General features: G+C 58.1%; 23 protein-coding genes. 15 read left to right on the top strand and 8 right to left on the bottom strand.

The window, feature by feature from the left end; translation table 11 throughout:
• Positions 1-23: 23 nt before the first annotated feature.
• The 4 genes from KUA11_RS11925 to KUA11_RS11910 all read left to right on the top strand — a co-directional run bounded on the left by KUA11_RS11925 (position 24) and on the right by KUA11_RS11910 (position 4,908).
• Positions 24-1,085, top strand: a complete 1,062-nt coding sequence (locus KUA11_RS11925; RefSeq protein WP_217410511.1) for an ABC transporter substrate-binding protein — start codon at positions 24-26, stop codon at positions 1,083-1,085.
• Positions 1,086-1,144: 59 nt separating this feature from the next.
• A complete protein-coding gene (locus KUA11_RS11920) occupies positions 1,145-2,440 on the top strand; it encodes an NAD(P)/FAD-dependent oxidoreductase (RefSeq protein ID WP_217410510.1) in 1,296 nt (431 codons plus the stop codon).
• A complete protein-coding gene (locus tag KUA11_RS11915) occupies positions 2,437-3,078 on the top strand; it encodes a helix-turn-helix domain-containing protein (protein WP_217410509.1) in 642 nt (213 codons plus the stop codon). Before KUA11_RS11920 ends, KUA11_RS11915 begins: the two co-directional genes overlap by 4 nt.
• Positions 3,079-3,981: 903 nt before the next feature.
• Complete coding sequence (locus KUA11_RS11910; RefSeq protein ID WP_217410508.1) at positions 3,982-4,908, top strand: glycosyltransferase family 2 protein; 927 nt, start codon at positions 3,982-3,984, stop codon at positions 4,906-4,908.
• 21 nt (positions 4,909-4,929) lie between these two features.
• Here KUA11_RS11910 and KUA11_RS11905 read toward each other — a convergent pair whose 3' ends face one another.
• Positions 4,930-6,444 (bottom strand): O-fucosyltransferase family protein, encoded by a 1,515-nt coding sequence (locus tag KUA11_RS11905; protein WP_217410507.1) that lies wholly within the window; start codon positions 6,442-6,444, stop codon positions 4,930-4,932.
• A 62-nt stretch (positions 6,445-6,506) separates the two neighbouring features.
• A complete protein-coding gene (gene fzlA / locus KUA11_RS11900; RefSeq protein WP_166315684.1) occupies positions 6,507-7,175 on the bottom strand; it encodes an FtsZ-binding protein FzlA in 669 nt (222 codons plus the stop codon).
• A 203-nt stretch (positions 7,176-7,378) separates the two neighbouring features.
• Here fzlA and minC point away from each other — a divergent pair, with 203 nt between their 5' ends.
• From minC to minE, 3 genes are all read left to right on the top strand, one after another.
• Positions 7,379-8,098, top strand: a complete 720-nt coding sequence (gene minC / locus KUA11_RS11895; protein ID WP_408744199.1) for a septum site-determining protein MinC — start codon at positions 7,379-7,381, stop codon at positions 8,096-8,098.
• Positions 8,099-8,209: 111 nt separating this feature from the next.
• Entirely contained in the window at positions 8,210-9,025 is an 816-nt protein-coding gene (gene minD / locus KUA11_RS11890; RefSeq protein ID WP_166315690.1) for a septum site-determining protein MinD, read from the top strand.
• Positions 9,022-9,324: a cell division topological specificity factor MinE gene (gene minE, locus KUA11_RS11885; protein ID WP_217410506.1), complete on the top strand. Its 303-nt coding sequence runs from the start codon at positions 9,022-9,024 to the stop codon at positions 9,322-9,324. The genes minD and minE overlap by 4 nt, the downstream gene beginning before the upstream one ends.
• 136 nt (positions 9,325-9,460) lie before the next feature.
• On the opposite strand, the gene KUA11_RS11880 is transcribed toward minE, so the two are convergent.
• On the bottom strand, positions 9,461-10,957 hold the full coding sequence (locus tag KUA11_RS11880; RefSeq protein ID WP_217410505.1) for a malate:quinone oxidoreductase: 1,497 nt from the start codon (positions 10,955-10,957) through the stop codon (positions 9,461-9,463).
• A 108-nt stretch (positions 10,958-11,065) separates the two neighbouring features.
• Between KUA11_RS11880 and KUA11_RS11875 the strand changes: the two genes are divergently transcribed.
• Positions 11,066-11,257, top strand: coding sequence for a hypothetical protein (locus KUA11_RS11875; protein WP_217410504.1), 192 nt, complete (start codon positions 11,066-11,068; stop codon positions 11,255-11,257).
• Entirely contained in the window at positions 11,254-11,685 is a 432-nt protein-coding gene (locus KUA11_RS11870) for an OsmC family protein (RefSeq protein WP_217410503.1), read from the top strand. The genes KUA11_RS11875 and KUA11_RS11870 overlap by 4 nt, the downstream gene beginning before the upstream one ends.
• Positions 11,686-11,765: 80 nt before the next feature.
• On the opposite strand, the gene KUA11_RS11865 is transcribed toward KUA11_RS11870, so the two are convergent.
• Positions 11,766-12,350: a DedA family protein gene (locus KUA11_RS11865; RefSeq protein ID WP_217410502.1), complete on the bottom strand. Its 585-nt coding sequence runs from the start codon at positions 12,348-12,350 to the stop codon at positions 11,766-11,768.
• A 476-nt stretch (positions 12,351-12,826) separates the two neighbouring features.
• On the opposite strand from KUA11_RS11865, the gene KUA11_RS11860 reads away from it, so the two are divergent.
• The 6 genes from KUA11_RS11860 to gabT all read left to right on the top strand — a co-directional run bounded on the left by KUA11_RS11860 (position 12,827) and on the right by gabT (position 18,820).
• Positions 12,827-13,147 carry a hypothetical protein gene (locus KUA11_RS11860; protein WP_217410501.1) on the top strand — a complete coding sequence of 107 codons (321 nt, stop codon included), beginning with the start codon at positions 12,827-12,829 and terminating at the stop codon, positions 13,145-13,147.
• Between the two features lie 337 nt (positions 13,148-13,484).
• Positions 13,485-14,510 (top strand): ABC transporter ATP-binding protein, encoded by a 1,026-nt coding sequence (locus KUA11_RS11855; RefSeq protein ID WP_217410500.1) that lies wholly within the window; start codon positions 13,485-13,487, stop codon positions 14,508-14,510.
• A 38-nt stretch (positions 14,511-14,548) separates the two neighbouring features.
• The gene (locus tag KUA11_RS11850) at positions 14,549-15,679 is read left to right on the top strand and encodes an ABC transporter substrate-binding protein (RefSeq protein ID WP_217410499.1); all 1,131 of its coding nucleotides are present in this window, start codon (positions 14,549-14,551) and stop codon (positions 15,677-15,679) included.
• Complete coding sequence (locus KUA11_RS11845) at positions 15,658-16,530, top strand: ABC transporter permease (RefSeq protein ID WP_254454889.1); 873 nt, start codon at positions 15,658-15,660, stop codon at positions 16,528-16,530. The genes KUA11_RS11850 and KUA11_RS11845 overlap by 22 nt, the downstream gene beginning before the upstream one ends.
• Positions 16,527-17,315, top strand: a complete 789-nt coding sequence (locus KUA11_RS11840; protein WP_217410498.1) for an ABC transporter permease — start codon at positions 16,527-16,529, stop codon at positions 17,313-17,315. Before KUA11_RS11845 ends, KUA11_RS11840 begins: the two co-directional genes overlap by 4 nt.
• 224 nt (positions 17,316-17,539) lie before the next feature.
• Entirely contained in the window at positions 17,540-18,820 is a 1,281-nt protein-coding gene (gabT, locus tag KUA11_RS11835) for a 4-aminobutyrate--2-oxoglutarate transaminase (protein WP_217410497.1), read from the top strand.
• Between the two features lie 87 nt (positions 18,821-18,907).
• Here the strand turns inward: gabT and KUA11_RS11830 are convergent, their stop codons facing one another.
• From KUA11_RS11830 to accD, 4 genes are all read right to left on the bottom strand, one after another.
• Positions 18,908-20,998: a hypothetical protein gene (locus KUA11_RS11830; RefSeq protein WP_217410496.1), complete on the bottom strand. Its 2,091-nt coding sequence runs from the start codon at positions 20,996-20,998 to the stop codon at positions 18,908-18,910.
• A gap of 307 nt (positions 20,999-21,305) precedes the next feature.
• On the bottom strand, positions 21,306-22,418 hold the full coding sequence (locus KUA11_RS11825) for a hypothetical protein (RefSeq protein ID WP_217410495.1): 1,113 nt from the start codon (positions 22,416-22,418) through the stop codon (positions 21,306-21,308).
• A 78-nt stretch (positions 22,419-22,496) separates the two neighbouring features.
• Positions 22,497-23,831 carry a bifunctional folylpolyglutamate synthase/dihydrofolate synthase gene (locus KUA11_RS11820; RefSeq protein WP_217410494.1) on the bottom strand — a complete coding sequence of 445 codons (1,335 nt, stop codon included), beginning with the start codon at positions 23,829-23,831 and terminating at the stop codon, positions 22,497-22,499.
• Between the two features lie 63 nt (positions 23,832-23,894).
• Positions 23,895-24,818, bottom strand: a complete 924-nt coding sequence (gene accD / locus KUA11_RS11815; RefSeq protein WP_166315825.1) for an acetyl-CoA carboxylase, carboxyltransferase subunit beta — start codon at positions 24,816-24,818, stop codon at positions 23,895-23,897.
• Positions 24,819-24,961 lie beyond the last annotated feature (143 nt).

Raw genomic sequence — 24,961 nt, 5'->3', positions numbered from 1 at the left:
TCAGGATAGGAAGGAATTTCCCAATGTTTCTTGCGAAAACCTTACAGAGCCACTTGATGGGAGGCGTTGCTGCCCTGTCGGTGGCCCTATCGTTTGTAAGTGCGGCGTACGCTCAGAAATTGTCCGTCCTTACTTGGGCAGGATACGAACTACCCGAGTTCTTTCCCGATTATACGAAGGAGCATCCGGAAGGCGCGGACATCACGACCTTTGCCGATGACAATGATGCGCTTTCACGCGTACGCAGTGGATTTCACCCCGATATCGTTCATCCATGTACTTTCAAGCTCGCTGAGTGGAAGTCAGAAGGACTGATTCAACCGCTCGATCCTACCCGTGTAAAGAACTGGAACGACATCTATCCTGCTTTGCGCAAAATCCCCGGCGTTGTGGATCCGGACGGCAAGGTATGGATGATTCCGTGGGACTGGGGCAACACGTCAATCGTGTATCGTCCCGATCTCGTTAAAGAAGATACCGATACATGGAATCTGCTGTGGAACAAGAAATATGCTGGCCGTATGGCTGGTCTTGATTCCACGGAAGAAGTGGTGGTGGCCGGAATCTTGCAGCATATTGATCCTTTCAACGCATCTTCGGACGACATTGAGAAGATTGCCGACAAGTTGCGTCAACAGCGCCCTCTTATGCGTTTCTACAGTGCTGATCCGGCGACTGTTCAAAATGCCATGGCTTCTGGAGAGATCGTCGCGGCAATGGGCTGGAATGTTGTAGCGAACAAACTTAAGGAAGCTGGGGTTCCCGTCGCTTTCATGACGCCCAAGGAAGGAAAACTTACCTGGTCCTGTGGCACGGTCCTGATGAAAGACAGTAAAAATGTCGACAAGGCCTATGATTTTATTAACGACCAGCTTCAGGCTGAGCCTAGCAGTCATCTGATCGCGGAATATGGTTATGGCAGCGCGTTAAAGTCCGCTTTCGCGATGTTCACATCACAGCAGCTCAAAGACAAATTCCTGCCTGAGCATCCCGAAGAGACACTTGAAAAAACTCTGATGCTGCGTCCGATGAAAAATAGCAATGAATTGATGAGTACTTTTGAGGAAGTTAAGGAAGGCGGCTGATCCCCGTCATCGGCACTTCACTCTGTGCTCCAGCGTATACAAGAAAATTAGGGGTGAATATGAGCCTGCCCGATCGGAATGGTTATCCGGCCTCATTGTGGCGTGACACGGCTGATGAGCCTGCTAGCCGACCAACATTGTCAGATAAAAAGCGGCACTACGATGTTGCCATTGTGGGTGGTGGTTACACAGGACTCTCTGCCGCGCTTCATCTCGCACAGGAAGGTGTAGGATGTGTGGTCCTTGAAGGGCAGCGAGTAGGCTGGGGAGCATCCGGGCGTAACGGCGGGCAGGTTATTGCCGGTCTAAAGCAAAACCCATCTGAACTGGTTGCACACTTCGGCACCAAGATGGGGGAGCGTATGACGCAAACCGTCGGCGGCTCGGCAGACGTAGTGTTCGACTTGGTCGATCGCTACGGGCTGCGATGTGACGCTGTGCGCAAGGGCTGGATTCAGGCGGCGCATTGCGAACGCGCTCTGGAACGCCAGAAAGAGCGAGCTAATGAGTGGAACGCTCTTGGAGCAGATACGCATTTGCTTGATGCGAGCAAGGTAGCGGTGATGACCGGTGCGCGCGGCTATGTCGGTGGCTGGTGGGATCCGCGGGGTGGCAAGGTCCAGCCTCTGGCTTATGCGCTGGAACTTGCGCGCGCGGCGGGGGAAATGGGAGCCGACATCTTCGAACACAGTCCCGTCGTATCTCTTGAAAAGCACGGAGATCGCTGGCACCTCACCACTCAACAAGGATCTTTGACAGCCACACAGGTCATTCTCGGTACAAACGGTTATACTTCTCCTCTGTGGCCATCTCTCGAGCAAAGCGTCGTGCCCGCGTGGTCGATCCAGTTATCAACGGTACCGTTGCCTTCTGACGTGCGGTCAACGTTGTTGCCAAGTGGTCAGAGCCTCTCTGAAACACGTCGTATCCTGCGCTATAGCCATGTAGACGCTCATGGACGCCTTGTGATCGGAACGCAGGGCCCGATGCGTGACAAGGTGACATGGCGAGACGCGCGTGCTTTAGCCCACGACATGGAACGACTCTTTCCGCAACTCGAAGGTGTCAAGTTCGATCACGTCTGGACTGGCCGTGTGGCGATGACGCTGGATCATATGCCACATCTGTACCATCTGGCAGACGGCCTCCATGCAGGCCTCGGCTATAATGGGCGAGGGGTGGCAATGGCGACACTGATGGGACGGCTTTTGGCCATGCGTGCAAAAAATGCGTCGGAAGAAGACGTGGGCTATCCCATCCAGCCTCTCAAAGCTATACCCATGCACCGTTTCTCGGGCCTTGGAGCCGAAGCGTATAGCTACTGGTATGATCTTATGGACAAGCTGAAGCTGTGAAAGCCAATCTCACGAAAGAAGCGCGGGCTAGCCAGCTTAACGAAGCCAAAGGCTTGGACGGCAGTCTGCTCCCCGGAACTGCTGATGAAATCGGAGAGAAGATCCGGCTGCGTCGTAAAGTGCGCGGTCTTTCACTCCGGGAAGTGGCCACGATGGCGCAGATTTCCATAGGACAACTCAGTCAAGTGGAGCGAGGCCGCTCGGCCCCCTCCCTCCGGGCGTTACAGCAGATTTGTAAAGCCTTGAATATGCCAATGGGATGGCTGTTCGATGATGGCAATGGGGATAATGCCGGGTTCGACAATGGAATCGTAATCCGTACCAATCAGTGGCGTGTTCTGGATTTTGGTCCAAAGCGAATGATCAAGCATCTGCTGACGGAAGATACGTGTCGTGATCTGCAGATGATGCGCGTGATCGTGCACCCGGAAGGAGATTCGGATGTGTATGTGACGAAAGGCGATGTTGAGTGCGGCACAGTCATCGAAGGCACGCTGGGTCTACAGATCGACGATAATGAAATGTCGGTTGCTGTTGGCGAGACCTTCACGATTGAAGGGCATAGGAACGTCCGCTTTTGGTGTATTGGTAAGAAGAAGGTCGTGGTCATTTGGGTTTCAACACCAGCAATCTATTAATTCTTTGTCGTGATATATAAATGGAATTCTATTGTTGTGGGATGAATGATTTTTACTTATTAAAAGGAAATGCAATCACAGTGAAGGCGATGATGTGCATTGCTGTGAGAATTGAGACGTAATGCTCGTAATCTCTTATGCGTGCCTTCCGCAGCGCGTTGTCAATGCAAACGATCTCTCCATGATCCATCGTCCGGGTAGTAATACAAAACTCCGTTGCGCCTGAGGTAGCCTGACAATTTCGAGCGTGATATGCGCCGCTTTTGACCCGGTATGGCTGTGACCAGTCCACGCTTTCATCCGTTGCTTGTTGAATGGTTGTGGCCGTTGACTGACTTTTGCCCGATTATCCCTGCGGGCCGGAAGGGACGTACAGAGCCAGAAGATGTCCCAAGGTATTGATCGGTCATATGCAGCTTCTGATGTCCGGGCGGAATCTTTCAGGCTCCCGTTAATGTGCGGTATTGATGAGATAATGGTGGAGAGCGATACAGCCTGTTGGGCATGTCTTTGCCAATTAAAAATCACAGATGGGGTTGTTTGTCTGCTCGGTTGAGATCACGCGGATCACTATGAGGATTAGAATGGCCACTATCGTATAATATGCGCCGCTTGCTGTTGCTTGCAAGGAACTGGGCCCGCTGCATAGCGAGATTGGGCGCAATGAGCATTGCCCTGCCCATAAGTCAGGACAGACAATACCGAACAGTACCATCAATCAAGGCTTCCTTGATCCCCCCAACTGACAGGTAGAATGTACCATGGCATTTTCCTTATGTGCGCCGAACAGTAGGATCAGGCGCTTGGCTATTTTCTTTGAAACGTGCGCAATGCGGTAGGATTGCGCTTCAAAACGGTATATCGAGTTTTCGATGCTGGGATAGAACACGGAAACAGTGAGTTATGGCTGAGCTTTCACCGCAGTTTGTACACAACGCAACCGAATGTTTTAACAATCTTCGGAGTAGCGATGAGTGGCAGATTAACGATCATGTCCATTTACCCGAGTTGGAAAACGCTGCGTTTATTATGTTGGTTAAAAACTCGGATGACACGATACGTTTGAGTCTGGAGCATCATTATAATCTCGGCTTTCGGCATTTCTTTATTCTAGACAACAACAGTACGGACAAAACGGCCGAACAGATATTCACGTTCCGAACGAATTTTTCTGCAGCAAAAGTTTGTTATATTACTGATTACGAACCTGGCTATGTGCAAGCGGTGAAAATGAAGGCTGTTATGGACTTCATACGTACTTACACGACCATTCAAGAGCATCCGATTGATTGGGTATTCTTTCTGGACGCGGATGAGTTCATTACTTGCTGCGTAAAGCATGGAGAGGCAGCTGCAGCTTCAATGGGAGCTATGTTGCGGGACCCCGACGTGCAGATACTGGTTTTCAATTGGGCTCAGTCGGCGCTCTTTGATCAGCAGACACAGCAGATTACGCGATTTGGAGAAAAACTGTCGACAACGACGATGGCCGTGTCGCGTGCGATGCAGGTGCATGTCACGAAGGTTGCATTGCGATTGAGTGCAAATTTTCTACCGCAGGTAGGGAATCATTATGTAGAGGGAGAAGGGCCTTCAGAAGACCATGTGCGCAGTATGATCGCGGCAGGTTTTGTGATGCTTCACTTTCCCATGCGGACAGTGGAGCAATTGCGGCAGAAACTTGATGATGGGGTAAAGGCGTTGGATGCTGGGCGTCTGGATCCTGCGCTCGGCGCGCATTGGCGTCATTATCATAATCTGGTTGAAAAACATGGCCCCGATATTCTGCGACAAATCCTTGTGGAGCACATTCAAGGGAGCGTGGGGTAAGGGCAAGTCTACGTTCTTAGTTCACGTCCAGCCAAAGATTTGCACTTGTCGTAGATGAAGAATTCTTTCCTTGCCCGGAAGGCGAATGCGTAAAAAACGACCGGGTAAGGGAGCGAATGCCGTGGCATGCAAGATCTGTTCTCCACGGTTTTGTATAGAGAAAAGGTCTGTAACATCTTTAAAAGAGTCTTTTTCTTTAATGTCTATTTTGAAAGGAAAAAGTCTCTCAGGAATGATGGGATCTTCATGTACGCGATTATAAATAAAAATTTCTTTGATCTGACAGATACTCCCTAAATCTATTGTCCAAGATGGGCTTTCTTCGGCCATTGTATGGTTGAAAATGGGCTGTGACACTTGGCCATTCACGAGAATGGCGGAGTCTTTTTCAATGCTCTGAACATAAGACCAAGGTGAAATTGAACTCTGCGTAGTGGGGCAATGAAGCGATAGTAATTTTACTTGATCATCTTCAGGAGCATTGCGATAGGGCTTGTAACCACGTGATTTGCCAATTTGAATGAAATGATGCGTGGGTGAGTTGTAATATCCCATGGCAATTTCATTTGCTGCGATAGAATAGGTGTTAACATACCACCTATTATCCACACCAACCGTATCTGTAAGGTTTTGTGCTGGTTCTAATATGAAAGGTGCCCGTTTTAGAACATTAACCATTTCAGCGGAGGTTAGCCGAAGATCGTGCGCAATTCGTTTATTTATTGAATGTGTTGCTTCTAAGGGTTCACCATAGAAGAGAGGCATATAATAGTAGCGAAATCTCGGCTCATCTGTACAGGTCAGGTTGGTAGGAGCAATTGGAACTTCGTAGCATTTTTGTAATGCGGGACTGAGAAAACCGACAAGTGGATAATAAATTGTCTCTGAATTTGAAAGCCAAGCCGCAAGCCATGAAAACGTGCTGACGGAAATGCAGATATGTTTGGCGTTACGGAGAGTCTGAAAATCTTTCAATGCGCCTTGAGAGGGAACATAAAGAGCTTCGGGGAAATGAGCTTTAAGTTGAGCGACGTAATCAGGGTAATCCAGTTGCCCTAAAAAGATAGGTGATAAACCGCTTTCTTTAATAATGAAATCGTAGAAATCTATTGGTAGGAGTGGATACCAGGAGACAGCTCCTGTTACGAGTTCTCCACAGCGAATATTGATAATCAAACTGTTATCTGGGAAGGACAAACCTTCGGAAGGGATGTCAGGAAATATTTTTCGTGCAGATTCTTTTTTTATAAAGAGATTAGTATTTTGAAAAAAACCTTTTATGTCTATTTGTGTATTTCCAAATGGAAGAATGGATTGACGTATATTTTCAATATTTCCATCGAAATCATCAGTGAGTGTAATGGTTTTGTCTATGGAAAGCTCCGATGATTTGGGAAGGTAAATATCCCATTCTGGAATTTCCAGATCATAGACTGAGGCACCAGGAATATGATCTTGTAAATGAAGGGCGAACAGGTATTGCATCATCCTGTTTCCCATATTTCCAAAATTTTCTACCGTAATGGCAACAGCCATGTTGGGTTTCCTGACGTTATTATCGTTTCAATCATCTTTTCGCTATAAAGTACACGAATATCTCAAAAATCCAGATTGGCATACCAGGCTGGAGGCGTAAGCCCCGGCACCCGATCATTCAGCAACGGGCGGAAGCACGGGCGCGACTTTACGCGGGCGTACCAGTCACGGGCCGTCGGTGATTTGCTCCAGTCGATATCGCCAATAAAATCGAGGCAGGAAAGATGAGCCGCGGCGGCGAAATCGGCCAGCGACAACGCGCCTCCCGCGAGCCACGTCCGTGATTCCGCCAGTTGTCCGATATAGTCCAGATGCGGATAAATGTTGGCATAGCCCTCGCGCAGAGCCGTTCCGTCCGGATTGCCGCGCGCACCGAGGCGTTTGAACACCTTTTCCCCGAGTAATTTGCGGGTCACGTCGCGGGCAAAACGGTTGTCGAACCATGCGACCAGTCGGCGGACTTCCACCCGTTCCGCCAGCGTGCGGCCAAGAAGGCACGGGTCAGGATAGGCTTCTTCCAGATACTCGCAGATCACCGAAGAGTCCGGCACGACAAGCCCATTGTCTTCCACAAGCACCGGCACTTCCTGCGCGGGATTCAGGCGGGCGAATTCGGGGCGCTGCTCCCACACCCGCTCTGTCAGCGGCTCAAAGGGAAGGCGCTTTTCACCCAGCATCAGCCGGACTTTCCGGCAATAGGGTGACAGGGGGAAATGATGTAGGATGCGCATGAAGCCCGATTTAGGCGATCCGCGCCGCGTGCGCCAGTATCGGGATGCTTGTGTGCGCGTGAATGTTCGTCAATGTTGCGGAAAATACGGCCTCCGCTCGCCTCGACAGTGAAGGGTCGGCAGTGTAGCTACCGTATAAACCTATCCGGCGAGCGCGTGGTGGCGTGCCATCCCGTCTTCAGATTCTAGAGAACGAGCTTTTCATCGTGACCCTTTCCACCGCTTCCGCAGAAACGACGGGGCTGCCTCGCATTCGTGCTGGCGGCCGTTCCTTTCTCGCTCTTGTGCTTACGCCGGAAGCGCCTTTGGAAACTTGGCTGGCGGCGCTGGATCATCAGATTGCCCGTTCAGCCGGTTTCTTTTCCGGCAAACCCATCATCCTTGATCTGACGCTTCTGCCGCTGGACACGCCCGGCCTCTCCGATCTGCTCCCGGCTCTGGGCGAACGCGCGATCCGTGTGATCGGAATTGAGGGTGCCGATCGCGATGAGGCTGTCTTCGCGGGATGGGACTGGCCGGAAGGACTGACGGGCGGTCGCTCGACACCGGAAGAAGACGTTCCTGATGACGAATTGGAGCCATCGTCTCTGCCGCCGGGCGCGCTGATCGTGGATGAGCCAGTGCGCTCAGGGCAGCATATTGTCTGGGCGGAAGGGGATGTGATCGTGCTCGGATCCGTCGCCTCGGGAGCGGAGGTCTCGGCAGGAGGCTCGATCCATGTCTATGGGGCGTTGAGAGGACGAGCTATTGCCGGGATTGTCGGTCGTCCGGACGCCCGCATTTTTGCGCGTGTGATGGAAGCGGAACTGCTGGCCATTGACGGTTTCTACGCGATTGCCGAGGAAATGCCCGCCGAGCTTCTGGGGAAACCGGCGCAGGCCGTGCTGGAAGACGAAGTTCTTACACTTCGACCGCTTTCCTGACACTTTTCTGGCATTTCTTCACTTTTGGTTTCCGGGTTTGTGAGCCCATACTGACCATATACCGCAGTGCCCATGAGGCGCCGTGGGACAGACAATAAGGACAAGGAATTCATGGCGCAGGTTCTCGTCGTCACATCCGGCAAGGGCGGCGTTGGCAAGACCACCACCACCGCGGCTCTCGGCGCGGCGCTTGCCAAGACCGGCAAGTCCGTCGTCGTCGTCGATTTCGACGTCGGGCTGCGGAATCTCGATCTGGTGATGGGAGCTGAACGTCGGGTCGTCTTCGATCTGGTCAATGTCATTCAGGGGGACGCCAAGCTTCCGCAGGCGCTCATCAAGGACAAGCGGCTGGACAATCTTTCGCTCCTGCCGGCTTCCCAGACACGCGACAAGGACGCGCTGACGGCGGAAGGTGTCGCCAAGGTGATGGCGGAACTGAGGGAGAAGTTCGACTGGGTGGTGTGCGACAGCCCGGCCGGCATCGAGCGCGGAGCTCAGTTGGCCATGTATCACGCCGATCAGGCCGTGATCGTGACCAACCCGGAAGTCTCCTCGGTGCGCGACAGTGACCGCATCATCGGTATGCTCGACAGTACGACCGAAAAGGCCAAAGCCGGTGAGAAGGTGAAGAAAAGCCTGCTTCTGACCCGCTACGATCCGGCGCGTGCCGCGCGGGGAGAGATGCTGAGCGTGGACGATGTGCTGGAAATCCTGTCCATTCCGCTGATCGGCATCATCCCGGAGAGTCAGGATGTTCTGCGGGCCTCCAATCTCGGTGCGCCCGTCACGCTTGCCGCGCCGGAAAGCGCACCGGCTCGCGCTTATTTCGAGGCCGCGCGCCGTTTGTCCGGCGAGAAAGTGGACATCACCATTCCGACCGAGAAGAAGGGTCTGTTTGACTGGCTCTTCAAGCGGGGGGCGGCATGAGCGGATTTTTCTCAAGCTTTTTCAGTCGCAAGTCTTCAGCTCCGGTCGCGCGCGATCGGTTGCAGATCCTTCTGGCCCATGAGCGGGCCAGTCTGGGGGAGGGAAAATCCGATCTTCTCGTTCAGCTCCAGAAAGAGATCATGGAAGTCATTCGCAAGCATGTGTCCGTCGATCAGGACAAAGTGCAGGTGAAACTGGACCGGGGTGCAAGCTGCTCAATGCTGGAAATCGACATTGAGGTGCCGGGTTTGGAAAATGGCGATAAAAACAAGCTGACCGATCATAAGAAAAGCGCCTGACGCACTTCTTGGCTTTGATCTCGGCATAAAAAGGGCATTCTCCAAGAGAACGCCCTTTTTGTATGAGAGCAGCGCAATGATGTGCCTTTGGCGGGCAAGGGAACCGTTGCCATGACCGCCTGAGGGCAAGTTTGTGTCAGTCTTCCAGTTGCAGAGCTTCCGTCGTGCTCTTGCGCAGCTGTTCGCACAGAGCCGGGTTGTCTGAGAGTTTCTGTCCGAATGACGGCACCATTTCCTTGAGCTTGGCCTCCCACGCGGGAAGTTGCGTTTTAAAGCAGCGCTGGATGATCGTCAGCATGATGGGGGCGGCCGTAGAAGCACCGGGGGAGGCGCCAAGCAGAGCCGCAACCGAGCCATCGGCCGAGTTGATGACTTCCGTGCCGAACTGAAGCACGCCACCCTTCTTGGCATCGGCCTTGATGACCTGCACGCGCTGACCGGCGACGATCAGTTCCCAATCCTCATCGCGCGCGTCAGGAACAAACTCGCGCAGAGCCTTCATGCGATCGCCCTGACTCTGAAGCACCTGCTGGATGAGGTATTTCGTCAGCGGCCAGTTGTCGCGGGCAACCGCGAGAATGGCACCGATATTGTTGCCTTTGATCGACCGAGGCAGGTCGAACAGCGAGCCTTTCTTGAGGAAACGCGTGGAGAACCCGGCATAAGGGCCGAACAGCAGCGAAGACTCGCCGTCAATCATGCGTGTATCGAGATGCGGCACGGACATCGGCGGAGCACCTACGGACGCTTTGCCGTAGACCTTGGCGCGGTGAGCGGCGATGACCTGAGGATTCTTGCAGCGCAGGAACTGGCCACTAACCGGGAAACCGCCCACGCCACGGGATTCAGGGATGCCGGTCTTCTGGAGCAGTGGCAGCGCCGCGCCGCCTGCGCCAATAAAGACGAATCGTGCGCTCACGGTCCGGCTCTGGCCTGTATGGAGTGCTTTCACGCGGACATTCCAGCGACCGTTCTCGCCGCGTTTGATGTCCTCGACCTCATGACCCGTGTGAAGAGCCACACCGGGCTTTGCGGACAGCGCCCTGAACAGCAGGCGCGAAAGGGCGCCGAAGTTCACATCCGTGCCGGACGCAATCCATGTCGCAGCCAGCTTCTCGCCGGGAGCGCGGTCTTTCATGACCAGCGGCATCCACTGGCGAAGTTGCTCGGGGTCTTCAGAGTAGCGCATGCCGGAAAACAGCGGATGGTCCTTGAGCGCTTCATAGCGACGGCGCAGGAAATCGACGTTCTTGTCGCCCCACACAAAACTCATATGCGGGATGGGCGTAATGAATTCGCGGGGGTTGGGGATCTGGTTGCTGCGCACGAGGAAAGACCAGAACTGTCGCGAAATCTGGAACTGTTCGTTGACGTTGAGCGCTTTGCTGATGTCGATCGTGCCATCCGCGCGCTCGGGCGTGTAGTTCAGTTCACACAGCGCGGAGTGACCGGTGCCGGCGTTGTTCCACGCATTCGAGCTTTCCAGCGCCACGTCGTCGAGCCGTTCGAAGATGTCGATCGTCCAGTCGGGCTGCAGGGTCTGGAGGAATGTTCCCAGAGTGGCGCTCATCACGCCACCACCAATCAGAAGGACATCCGTGGAACTGCGGATTTCAGTCGTTGCAGCACTCATGAAACTCTCCGGGCAGATGGGATCCGACACGACACAGGGGCGCTCTCCGCGCATCGGAAGGATGCGGGAAAACGCACACTGGAAAACAGGCGCGGCAGGAGCGCTGTCATGCTCTCGCCGCATGATGGGCCGGACCAATACATGACAGATGGTATGCACGCGATTTCGTTTCAGCGCGACATCATCTCTTTGCGACTGACATGGCTGGCGGCACGAAACCGCCTTCCCGTCCGCCGCGTTGCACGTGAAGGTTCCTGCCTCGTCCGAGAGGTGACACATCAGCGAAAGGACAGTCCATGACCATCCAGAAATTCGGCACGGCGCATTGGGAAGGCCCGATCAAGGAAGGCAAGGGCCTGATCTCGACTGAAAGCGGTGCGCTGAAAGATCAGCCCTACGGCTTCAACACCCGTTTTGAAGGCAAGCCCGGCTCAAACCCAGAGGAACTCCTCGGCGCGGCTCATGCGGCCTGTTTCACGATGGCGCTCTCCCTCATTCTTGGGGAGGCAGGCTTCACGCCCACGGCGCTCGATACGAAAGCGACGGTGTCGCTCGATAAACAGGAGGGAGGGTTTGCCATTACAGCCGTCCATCTGGTTCTCACCGGCACCGTACCGGGAGCCAGTCAGGAGCAGTTTGTGGAGCTGGCTGAAAAGGCGAAAGCTAATTGCCCGGTGTCGAAGCTGTTCAAAACCGAAATCACGCTGACGGCTGAGTTGAAGGGCTAAGAGCGCCTGTGCCCAGCATCGACCGGGAATAATTATCGGAAAGCCCTCGTTGCGAGAGGCTTTCCGGCCGTTGCGAGGTACTATTCCGCTGCCTGTGGAAGCGATTTTGCCTCTGTCAGAGCCTGCTGGGTCAACCGCTTCTCGTTTTTCTTGAGAAACATGCCGGTGCCAATCAGGCAGACGGCTGTCAGCACTCCGATCGCAATTCCAGTAGGGCCGGACACCTGCGAGATCTTGCGTCCCAGCAGATAGGTGCCGAGCGCCCAGCCACCCGCCCAGACCGTGCCGCCCATCGCGTTGAAGAGCATGAAGCGCTCCCAGCGCATGTCGCACGCACCCGCCAGAATGGCGACGAACACGCGGACAACCGAGACGAAACGTCCCAGAAAGACGATGGCGCTTCCATGATGACGGAACAGATATTGCCCGAGGATGAGACGTTCTGACGTGAGGCCAACGCGCGCGCCGTATTTTTCCAGCAGGGGAAGGCCGAAATGCCGCCCGATCAGATAGCCGAAATTATCGCCGATGATGGCGCCCGCAATGGCGGCCAGCGCTACGCCTTCGATCGCCAGATGATGGGTTTTGAGGCAGTAGAGCGAGGCCGTGATGATGCAGGTTTCGGCTGGTACGGGAATGCCCATGCTCTCCATGAGAACCAGCATGGTGACAATGCCATAGCCGTAATGATGAAGCAGGCTGTCCAGATGATGAAGCAGGGGGAAACATCCTTGCGGGGGAAAGAAATCCCCACATGCCGACAGATGCGCCTTTGGGGGAAGGGGGGCTGTCGCATGTCTGCCTTCCCTGTGATGTCAGGGAGTGGCGGAGTGGACGGCATCGGCTGATGGGGGAAAGCCGATGCCGTCCGTAGATCCCGAGGGTGACGAAGTGAAGTGGACGGTTGGACACGGACGACACCTGAGGGACAAGAATCATGGTATTGCGAACAATTATTATTTGCAAGAAAAAAGAGGCCATGTTTCGTCATTCAGATGACCCATGGGATGGGAATTGTCGAAAATTCATGACCGTCAGGCTTCTCAAGGGGTGGTGCTGTGCTCCAATCGAGGGTTTTCTGAAGCGCCGTCATGCCGGAATGGGACGTGGCGGTTTGAATGTTCACATGAGGAAAACCGACATGCGTGACATCACTGACTGCGAACTCGATCAGGTTTCTGGCGGCAAGAATTTCTTTGCCGATCTGTCCAGTGCGCTCACAAAGGCCAGCAATGCGGTGGCATCGGCCGACAGCAGCCTGCTCAAGACAGCCGCCACGGCACAGACCGATCTGGCGGCCCACCCGCAGGCCGCCAAAGCCGCAGCGACCCTGTTCGGGGATGCCTCCACGGTTCTGACATCCGTGGAAAAGGGGCTCTCCAGCCTCGCAACGCTTGCTGCGAACACCAGCGTTTCGGTGACGACGGGCTCCAACAGCGCCTCCGTAACCGTCACGGTCTGAGGATACGGGCTGGCCAAAAGCTCCTTGAAGGGGCCGTCTGGGCCAGTCCACCTCTCTTATTCGCGTACCGGTGTGCGTGGACCACGCTGTCACTCCATCGGTCGTTAACCCTCTTTTTTCATTACATTTCATATATCGCGCATGGCCTGCCGGTCAGGGGAGTTGACCGGGAGAAGATTGCTCCGCCAATATTGTTTCGATAATGAAACTGGCATGGTCCCATGCAGGACCGGGAAACGGAGTAAGATGTCCTCGTCCACCTTGATCGGCGCCTTCCTTCTTCTCTTCACAGGTGAACAGAGAACGACGTGTTGGGGCTGTGTGCAAGGAGCCGCCCGTGCAGGATAAGGCGCCTGAGATTGTCTCTGCCGTCAGCCTGCACAATCTGACGAAATCCTACGGACACGGAAAACCGGTTCTCAAAGGGATCGACCTTGAAATCTGGCCGGGCGAATTTTTCACCCTGCTGGGGCCATCGGGCTCGGGCAAGACGACCACGTTGCGTCTTATCGGAGGTTTCGAGTTTCCTGACGCGGGTGAGATCAGCCTGTGTGGGGAGGATGTGTCGCGTCTGCCGCCCTATCGGCGGGATGTGAACACGATGTTTCAGGACTACGCGCTGTTTCCCCATATGAGCCTGCGCGACAACGTGGCCTATGGCATGAAAATTCGCCGTGTACCCGAACCGAAACGACGCGAACGGGCCACGCAGGCGCTGGAGATGGTGCATCTGGAAGGGGTGGCCGATCGGCGTCCCTCGCAGCTCTCGGGTGGCCAGAGGCAGCGTGTGGCATTGGCGCGTGCGCTGGTGAACGAACCCTCTCTCATTCTGCTCGATGAACCTCTCGGCGCGCTCGACCTTAAGCTCCGCCGCGAAATGCAGGTCGAACTCAAGCGCATCCAGAAGCAGACAGGCATCACGTTTGTGTATGTCACGCACGATCAGGAAGAGGCGCTGAGCATGAGCGACCGGATCGCCGTGTTTTCGGAGGGGCGGCTTGAGCAGGTGGGAACGCCGCAGGAATTGTACGAACATCCGGCGAGCACCTTTGTTGCTCGCTTCATCGGTTCCTCGAACATCCTGACGGAGGCCGGTCAGGACATTCTGCTGCGTCCCGAGGATGTGCGTGTGGAGGCACAGGGCTATGTGCCGTCGCCCGATGAGGCGGTCATGCCGGGAACGGTCACGGAAATCGCCTATCTCGGGTCGGTCACGCGATGCCGGGTAAGGGGGGCCTCCGAGGACGGCAGCATTCTGGCCATCCTGCCGTCCCGTCTGGCGCGCGGGCTGCGTGAAGGTGAGCCGGTGGCGGCTGTGTGGTTTCGCACGGCGGCCTATCGTCTCCCGGCGTCGGCTGCATGAAAAACGTATTTTCTCTTCCTTTGAAAGGGACGATGACCATGAAGGCTTTCACCGCATTTCTTCTCGCGACCGGCTGTTCGGTCGTCTCGCTCGCGGCGCAGGCCGCCGATTTGCCGGGCGCCATCGGCAAAGGGGAAGGGGATCTGAACGTCGTGGCATGGGAAGGCTATGCCGATGACGTTTGGGTCAAGCCGTTCGAGCAGAGCACGGGCTGCAAGGTGCACCGCAAATATGTCGGGTCATCCGATGAGATGGTGGCTCTCACCCGAATGGGCGGTGGCAAGGGGTTCGATGTCGTCTCCGCGTCCGGTGACGCGGCGCTGCGCCTGATTTTCGGACACAATGTGCAGCCGGTGAACATGAGCCTGATCCCGGCCTATGCCGACCTGATGCCGGAACTCAAAGAACCGGGTTTCAACACCGTAAAGGGCGTGCATTACGGCGTTTCCTATGAATGGGGGCCGAATGTTCTCATGTGGAACACGAAGTTCCTCACACAGGCGCCCAAAAGCTGGGCGGTGATCTACGACAAGACATATGCTGGCATGATCACGGTGCCGGATAATCCGATCCAGATCGCGGATGCAGCGCTTTATCTTTCCCATGCCAAGCCGGAACTCGGCATTACCGATCCCTACGAGCTGACACAGGCGCAGATGGATGCGGCGGTGGCGCTGTTGAAGGAACAGCATTCGCTGGTGCGCAAATACTGGGCGCTGGCCTCCGACGAGATTGATCTGTTCAAGAGCGGGGACGCGCATGTCGGCGCCGCGTGGCCCTATCAGGCCAACACACTGCGGGCGGCCGGTGTGCCCGTGCAGGACAGCATTCCGGATGAAGGGGCGACGGGCTGGGCGGATAGCTGGATGATCAGCGCCCATGCCGAGCACCCGAACTGCGCCTATCTGTGGATCAATCACGTGCTGACGCCCAAAGTTCAGGCCCAGCAGGCGTTGTCCTTTGGCGAGACGCCCGCCAACACGAAAGCCTGTGCCGAGATGGACGCGCAGCAGGCGGGTTCGTGCAAGCAGTATCATGCCGATGCGTCTTCGGATTATTTCGCAAGCATCCATTTCTGGAAGACGCCTGTGAAAGACTGCGGAAACGGCAAGAAAGAGTGTCTGGACTACGGCGCGTGGCAGCGTGCATGGCAGCAGGTCAAACAGTGAGCATGGGCCTGCGCCGTTATGCGGGCAATCTGGCCCTTCTGATACCGCCGTTTGGCTGGCTGACGGTTTTCTATCTCGGCAGCCTGTTCATTCTGCTGCTGTCGGCTTTCTGGCAGGTCGATTCGATGACGGGCGAGATCGTCCATGATTGGACGCTGGACAATTTCCGCGTCCTGTTCTCGGATGTGACGTATCGCATCGTGGCGCAGCGGACGATTGGGATTGCCGTTCTGGTCACGTTGACCGACATCGTTCTGGCATGGCCGCTGGCGTGGGTGATCGCCCGCAAGGTCGGCCCGCGGCTGAAACTGTTTCTGCTGGTTCTGGTGGCGCTTCCTTTGTGGTCGAGCATGCTGGCCCGCATTTATGCGTGGCGTCTGATCCTTGGGCATGACGGCGTGCTCAACTGGTTTCTGCATGAGGCCGGTTTGCCCGGACAGTCCATCGCTTTCACAAACGTGGCTTTGTGGCTGGTGTTTTCCTATCTCTGGCTGCCGTTTATGGTCATGCCGCTGATCGCAGCGCTTGAGCATATTCCGGCTTCGCTGCTTGATGCGGCGGGCGATATGGGGGCCACGCCGACGCAGGTGTTGCGGACCGTCATCCTGCCTCTGGCCGTGCCGGGCATGGCGGCGGGGTCTGTCTTCACCTTTGCCGTGACGCTGGGGGATTATGTCACCCCCATGCTCGTGGGCGGTGCCGGATCGGATTTCGTGGGCAACGTGGTCTATTCCAATGTGGGGGTTTCGGGAAATGTGCCGTTTGCTGCGGCCTTTTCTCTCCTCCTCCTTGTGGTGGTCGCGGGTTACATGCTGGTGGCCCGACGGTTCGGAGCGTTTGACGGCACATGAACGGGTCTTTGCGAAACATCGCTGTGTGGACGGCGGCGCTGGCTGTTCTGGCCTTCCTGCTGCTCCCTCTGTGTGTGGTGCTGATCTATGCTTTCGATGCGGCGTCCGTGCAGGTGTGGCCCATTCGCGGTCTTTCACTGAAATGGTTTGCCTCCACCTGGGCGGATGAAGAAGTGCGCAGCGCACTGCTGATTTCGGTTGAGGTGGCGGGAGTGGCCACATTGCTGGCGTCCGTGCTCGGCACGCTGGCGGCTCTGGGCATGAACGGTCTGTCGTCGCGCATCGTGCAGGCCGGCTCGTTCTTTCTTACGTTGCCAATTGCGCTGCCGGGCGTCCTCACCGGCATTGCGATGAACAGTTTTTTTACAGCCTGCGGGTTGCCGTTCAATCTTGTGACATTGGTGATCGCTCACACCACGTTCTGCACGGTCGTGGTCTACAGCAACGTCATGGCCCGGCTCCGTCGTCTGTCGCCCACATTGCTCGAAGCCGCGCAGGACATGGGGGCCACGCCGTTTCAGGGGTTTCTCACCGTCACGCTCCCGCTTCTGGGTGGGGCGATCATGTCGGGAATGTTGCTGGCCTTTGCCCTGTCCTTTGACGAGGTGATCGTCTCCACCTTCACGGCGGGCAGTGAAACGACGCTGCCGCTGTGGATCTTTGGCGCGATCCGGCTGGGGCAGCATATGCCGGAGGTGAATGTGGTGGTCTTTGCCGTCATGGCGGTGACACTCGTACCTGTGGTGATGGGTCAGAAACTGGCGGCGTCGGCCTCTCGGGAATAGGCTCTATCGGGCCATTTTGGTGCCGATCCGTATCGGTTCATGTCGGAAATGTTCTTATTCACGTCGTGCGACTGGAAGCGGAACGCCGAACGGCTTATGGGGAAGCACGACGCGCACGGCATGTCCCGGTCGTGTCGAGGTGTGGTGTTCCGTTCGTCCGGTTCCTGCGCGGTGTTCCACCCGGCAGGGGCGGGCATGCGGTTTATGGGAATGGGAATAAGAACGTGAGTACAGGCAAGAGCAACGCAGCCCTCGCCGCCCGTCGTGCGGCAGCGGTTCCTGTGGGTGTCGGTTCGGCAACAAGTATCTATGCCGACCGTGCGCAGGGCGCGGAACTGTGGGACGTCGAAGGCCGTCGTATCGTGGATTTCGCCGCAGGTATCGCGGTGGTCAATGTCGGGCATCGTCACCCGCGCATTATCGCGGCCGTGGAGGCGCAGCTTGGCCGCTTCAGCCACACCGGTTTTCAGGTGGCGCCCTATGAGAGCTACATCGAACTGGCGGAGCGCCTGAACGCGCTTGCTCCCATCGATGGTCCTGCCAAGAGCATCTTCTTCACGACCGGCGCGGAAGCGACCGAGAACGCCGTGAAGATCGCACGTGCCGCCACCGGCCGTTCGGGTGTGATCGCCTTCACAGGCGGTTTCCATGGCCGTACGCTGCTGGCCTCCGCCATGACCGGCAAGGTGAATCCCTACAAGACGCAATTCGGCACCATGCCGGGCGATGTCTTCCATGCGCCGTTCCCCGCACGCGGCATTTCGGTGGCCGACAGCCTGCGCACGCTGGATCTGATGTTCGCCGCCGATGTCGATCCGTCCCGCGTGGCGGCCATCATCATTGAGCCGATTCAGGGTGAGGGCGGCTTCCGCGTGGTGCCTGAAGAACTGCTCAAGGGCCTGCGTGAGCGGTGCACCAAGCACGGCATCCTGCTGATCGCCGACGAAGTGCAGACGGGCTTTGCGCGTACGGGTAAGCTGTTCGGCATTCAGCATTCCAGCGTCAAGCCGGACCTTATCTCGGTGGCCAAGGCACTGGGCGGCGGTTTCCCGCTGTCGGGCGTGGTTGGACGTGCGGAGATCATGGACGCAGTGCGGCCGGGTGGTCTAGGCGGCACCTATGGCGGTTCGCCGTTGGCCTGTGCGGCCGGTCTGGCCGTGCTGGACGTCATTGAGTCCGAAAAGCTGTGTGAGCGCGCCGAGCATATCGGACGTATCATCAGTGAGCGTGTCGCAGGCTGGAGCGAGCGTTCCGATCTGATCCCGGTCGGCAAGGCGCATGGTCGTGGCGCGATGGTCGGTTTCGACGTGCTCAAGGCGCGTGGCACGGACGAGGTCGAGGCCGGTGGCGCGAGCAAGGTCTGCGCGGCGGCGGTCGAGGCGGGCGTGATCGTGCTGTCCTGTGGTGTGCTGGGCGAGACGGTGCGTCTGCTGCCGCCGCTGACCATCAGCGATGCGGTGCTCAACGAAGGCCTCGATCTGCTTGAGAAAGCCCTCAAGGCCTGAATGACGGACTAAACGGGCGGGGGCCAGTGCCCCGTCCGATTCAAAAAGGGCATCCTTTCCCAGTGGAAGGACGCCCTTTTTCATGCTTCAGTAAAACGTGCAGATGCGTTGGCGTCCGGATCCGAGAGCGGCGAGAATCGCGCCGCTGACGATGGAAGCGAAGACAGCGTGTCCTTCAGCCGTGAGCCGCTTTCCGTCCGTGGTCGTGTAAAGACCGGGATTGGCGCGTAGCAGGAGCGAAAGTCGCGCACCCACATCGATGGCGACCACTTTCTCATCGTCGGGGTAGGCCAGTTGGTAGGCGGATAGAGCGCCATTGAACACCTGCGCCCAGCTTGAGCCATAGGCGGATGCGTCATGGAAGGCGAACGGCATGATGGGAAAGAGCCATGCATCCGGGGCTGCGGCCCGGTGTGCGACAAGACTGTGCGTCATGGCGGCCGTGGCATCGGACGTGCTGGCGCTGGCGGCGGCGTCGTTGGCCAGAAGATTGAAGGCCACCCAACTCGGGGCGGTCCCGGCATCGCCGTAGGAACTGAGCATTCCATCGCTGTCGAGTGCCGAGATGCCGGCGTCGATCCGGTTCCAGCGGCTCAGACTGTCGTTGTAGGCGCCACCCATACCGTTGGATGAGTCGGCGACAACATGGAAAGCCGGGACGTCTTTCGTGCTGTCACCGGGCGTAAGATAGCCCGAATCGGCGCTTGCCGAGATGCAGGTGTCGTAACCCGCGTTGTCCATCGCCCGCAGGACGAGATAAGGCCACGCGCACAGCACATTGTCCGCGCCGTCATCGGCGGCGATGCCCTCAGCCAGATCATCGCCCACGATCTTGCCCCATGAGCGCGATATGGAGGCGCGGGCAAGCGATGAGGCCGCATCCAGTGTCATGCCGCTGACACTCAGACAGTTGGCGCCCCCGTTCCAGCGGCTGCTATCCGGTGTGCGGGTGAGAAACACTTCCAGCGTGTTGACCTGCCCGGCCGTGATTCCGCTCAGCGTGATATCGCCCTGTGCCGAAAGATTCGTCATGGCGGTGCCGTTGAGAAACATTGTGACATAGGCGCCCGTTCCGCTCGGGCCGAGGTGAAGCGTGGCCGTGGGGGTGGCGGAGGCGAGCCAGACGACCTTAAGCCATGCGCCGACATTCCACGTCCGTCGCCATCCTGAACCGCCGCGGCCCGCATCGCCCGACCAGTTGCCGGGAGAAAAAAGAAAGGACTCGCAATCGACCGGCAGCGATGTGGAAGCCGCGCCGCTCAGCGCCGTCAGGGTGAAAGACGCGGGATCGGTCAGGGTCGCGTTGTTGCTGACACTCATCAGTCCGTTCCCGGCGGCTGATGCTGTGAACGTGAAGGTTACGGGTGCTGTGGAACCGGCAGCGAAGGTGAGACTGCTGGGGGCAAACGTCCCGGCCAGTGTGCAATCGGGCGTGAGGGTGATGGCGCTGGCATGCGCTGCCCCGGTGCCGGGTGTGAGAGTGTAGGTCGCAGGCGTGCCCACCAGCACCGAGCGCGGACCGCTGATGCCATAGGCCGTGTAGGTGGGGGCGGAGGCGTTGGACGTTACGAACAGGTCGGATGGATTCGACAGACCGCCCGTGTTGGTCACACTCACTGTGCCCGCGCCGGACTCGGAGGGGACGAAGGTGAAGGTGGCCGCAGCGGTGGAACCGGCGGGAATGGTGACGCTTGTGGGGGAGAACGTGCCGGACAGCGTGCAATTGGGCGTGATGGTCACGGCCGAGGTCAGCGCCGTGCCGCTGCCGGGTGTCACGGTATAGGTGGCGGATGTTCCGACCACCAGGCTGGTAGGGCCGGTGAGTGTGAACGTGGTGAACGCTGTCGAGAGCGCAATGGCGAACACCGAGATGCCGTTGGGGTCGGTCAGGCCGCCGGAATTCGTCGTTGCAAGCGTGCCGCTTCCCGCAGCCGTGGGCGTGAAGGTGAAGGCGAAGGCGACACTGGAGGTCGAGCCCGCTGCCAGCACCACGGAAGACGGGGCGAATGTCCCCGCCAGGGTGCAGGCTAGCGTGACGGTCACGGCGGATGTCAGGGTGGTCCCGCTCGGAGGCGTGAGCGTGTAGGTCGCCTTGGCGCCCACCGAGAGCGAACTGGGTCCGGTGAGCTGATAAGGGGACAGGAGTGCCGCGCTCGTGCCTGCGGAGGTCTCGGTCATGTCGGTGCGCTCTGCGTTGGTGGTCAGGAACGGGAAGCCGATCGCGTCTGCCGGGAGCAGGGCACGAAGGATAAGGTGAAAAACCGCCTTTTCCCGTAGGGATGTAGCGACATGAGGCGAATTCGGGTCGAGAGGATGTTCACGGCTGTCTTTCGCGATCTGTCAGGCTGTGAACGTGCAATAACCGTCCCCGGAGACGGCCGCATCCTCTGGAAATCAAGGCCATGGTTCGGAAGGGAAACGTGGCGTTTAGAGGCTCTGTTGTGTCTTTTCGGGGGAAATAGTCATTGAAAAGGACGGATCGTCCTCAGAAGGCGTAAGCGATACCTGCATGCAGCGTCATGCCATTTGTCCAACTGCTGGGTTCGTAGAGGGAGTAGCCGCCATGCTGCGCGATGGACTGGCTGCGTCCGAACGAATAGTAGGAATACTGCACGCCGCTGATGAAATGGAGGGAACGGGAGAGCCTGTAATCGAAGTCCAGTGCGGCGATCCATTCCGGGCGCGGACGCAGGCGGAACGTGCCTTTGACGCCGGCGGCATCCATGTGCGAACCCAGTCGTTCATCCCAGCACAGCCGCCCGCGCACCACGAAGGCATCCGTTACGGCGTAATCGAGATGAACGACAATGCCGGCAACGAAACCGGCGTAATCTTCCGAACTGGACGACACGCCCTGGGAGCCTTTGACATTGCGCCCCCATGACCAATAGCCCCCCATGATCGCAGGGGTGATCATGAAACGGTCCGTCACCATCAGTCCCTTGCCGAGTTCGATGCGGGCGTCGATCGTCTCACGATTGGAGGAGTTGCGGTAAGGCCAAGTCTGCCATCCGTTGCTGGCGGAGCCGTGATAGCCCACGTTGCCGTCGCTGAAGGCTACATGACCGGCCAGAAGGATGTGCTGCACTTCATAGAGATCGAACATGGTCGAGGCGTCGAACTGAAATCCGGGCGCCCAGCCGGTTTCCCGGTCATAACCGGTCTCAGGCCCCTCCCATAGCGGCTTTTCCTTGTAATTGGTCCATGACCCCGTCGCAGACAGCCCAATCTCGCGATTGACCTGCACGACGGCCAGTTCGCCTCGGGTTTTCGAATGGTAAGGAGTCGGGTGCCACTCATCCGGCGCATGGCTCTTGCGACGGCGCGGGACACGGGACAGGGAATCGTCCTCCTCAAAGCGGCGGACGGGCATTTGCGGCAGCACGTCGTTGGACGTGTCCGTGGAAGATGTGGCGACCTCGTCTGGGTCCATGCCCAGTGTCATGAGCATGCGTGCAAGCGTGCGGTGGCGGATCTCCGCATCGCGGCGGGAATCGAGATAGGTGCCAGTGTGCGTGGGAGCGAACTGCGCGTGAGCCCGCCCGTTGGCGGTCAGGGCCGAGAGGAACAGTCCCGTACACAGGAGAAACTTGCGCAAGAACGCCTCATCCACAAGAGAAACGGTATGTCCGTTTCTCCTAAGGAGTGGCGGTTAATGCAGCCTTACCAATCCGGCTCAGAGCGCGGTCCATCCGTCTTTTTTCAATACGACGCCCGCCAGATAGAGGCTGCCGCAGATCAACACGCGCGCGGGAGTTCCGGCGCGGGGCAGGGCTGCCAGCGCCGTTGCGATATCGGGGCCGGGACGGGCGATATCGCCTGATGACGCCACAATGGCGTCCACGGAAAGCGCCAGATGCTGCTCCGGCTCCGCCACGGCCCACACGGAGGTGGCATGCGAGAGAATCGGACGCAGAAACCCCGAAGCGTCCTTTGTCTGCTTCATGCCCACCAGCACATGCAGCGGGCGGTCCGACCAGCGTTCCAGCACCGGCACCAGCGCCTCACCCGCGCCGGGATTGTGGCCACCGTCGAGCCACAGCTCCCACCCTTCGGGCAGTGTGTGCGCCAGCGCGCCATGCAGCTTCTGAAGACGTGCGGGCCATTGGGCATGAGCGATTCCTGCCCACGCTTTTGACGGCAGGGGCAGACCGCTGGCGCGCAGGGTAGCGATGGCCAGACCGGCATTGTCGTCCTGATGCGGGCCGGTCAGGGCAGGACGCGGGAGCGACAGTGTGCCTTGTGCGTCGGAGAAAGTTAGAGCGCTTCCATCTTCCGTGCGGGCTAGCTGCCAGTCACGGTCGCGCAGCCACAACGGAGCGTCTTTGGTGGCGGCTTCGGCTTCCAGAACGTCCCGCACTGCGTCAGGCTGGCGTCCGGTGACCACCGGAACGCCCGACTTGATGATCCCGGCTTTCTCACCCGTGATGGCGGCAAGGGTGGAGCCAAGGAACGCCTCGTGATCGAGCGAAATGGCGGTGATGGCGCAGGCGGCGGGATGGGGCAGGACGTTGGTGGCGTCGTGTCGTCCCCCAAGCCCAACCTCGATGATGGCAAGATCCGCCGGATGGCGCGAAAACAGCAGGAAGCCCGCGGCTGTCAGCACCTCGAACACCGTGATGGGTTCTCCGGCATTGATGCGCTCGATCTCTTCCAGAACGCTGACAAGTTCGTCCTCGCTCACGAGCTTTCCGGCCACGCGGAACCGTTCGGTCACATCCACCAGATGCGGGGATGTCATGACGTGAACGCGCCAGCCCGCTGCTTCTCCGATGGCGCGGAGATTGGCGCAGGTGCTGCCTTTACCGTTGGTGCCCGCGACGTGAATGATCGGTGGCAGCGCCAGTTCGGGATGGCCGAGCTTGGCCAGCAGAGCCTCAAGGCGCCCGAGTGAGAGATCGATCAGTGCGGGGTAGAGCCGATTCAGCCGTTCCAGAACGGAGCCGGTGCGGCCGGTGAACTCGGCACCCAGAGCGGGCGTGAAAGTAGGGGCGGGCGGTGTGTCGGTCATGCTCGGCTCTGTTGCAAGACTCCCGGTGTAAAGGCCGGGAGTGTGCCCGCGCGGGTGGGGTTGTCAGGTCGTGGGGAGAACCGTGTCGCCCGGTCCGGGTTCTTCAGGGTCCGGGAGTGTATTGGTGAACACATCGCCCGCTGGCGCATCCGTCAGCAGGCCGATCACACGGCCCAGCGTCTCACGCAGATTTTTGCGCTCCACCACCATGTCGAGCATGCCGTGCTCCAGCAGATACTCGGAGCGCTGGAAGCCCTCGGGGAGCTTTTCACGCACTGTGTCTTCGATCACGCGCGGCCCGGCAAAGCCGATCAGGGCTTTCGGCTCTGCGATCTGCACGTCGCCCAGCATGGCGAACGAGGCCGAGACGCCGCCCGTGGTGGGGTCCGTCAGCACCACGATATAAGGCAGGCCAGCGTCTTTCAGCATCTGCACGCCCACTGTCGTGCGCGGCATCTGCATCAGGCTGATGACGCCTTCCTGCATGCGCGCGCCGCCCGAGGCCGTGAAGATAACCAGCGGGGCGCGCTGAAGAATGGCCAGACGCACGGCGGCGATGAAGGCTTCGCCCAGACCGGAGCCCATCGTGCCCGCCATGAACTCATAGGCCATGACAGCCACGACGGCCGGATAGCCCGTGATCTTGCCGTGAGCGACGGCGAGCGAGTCGTCCAATCCGGTCTTGGCGCGGGCGTCGCGCAGGCGGTCGGTGTAGCGTTTCTGGTCGCGGAAGCCGAGCGGGTCGGCGGCCACTTTCGGCAGTTCGATGCGCGTGTAGCTGCCCGGATCGAACGTCCAGTCGAAACGCTGGGTGACGGGCACCTTCATGTGGAAGCCGCAATGCGGGCACACGTTGAGAGTGCGCTCCAGTTCCTTGACCAGCACCATCTGGTGGCAGGAAGGGCAGTTGGTCCACAGATTGTCGGGGACCTCGCGCTTGAGCAGTCCCCGGATCTTCGGCCGGACATATTCGGTCAGCCAGCTCATGCTGAACTCCGTCACACAAGAAACAGGAACGACCAGCCGCTCCGCACCACCGGCCGCAGGGCTGCCCATAAGGGGGCATTGCATAGCTTCCCTGTGGCGGGCTGCCAAGTAAGTGCGTTTTTTCCGACCCTTTCCGCTAGTGG

This window comes from Acetobacter estunensis, assembly GCF_019083805.1.
GTDB lineage: Bacteria > Pseudomonadota > Alphaproteobacteria > Acetobacterales > Acetobacteraceae > Acetobacter > Acetobacter estunensis_A.
Note: the sequence above shows the minus strand (reverse complement) of the source record. Positions and strands in the feature narration are given on the sequence as shown.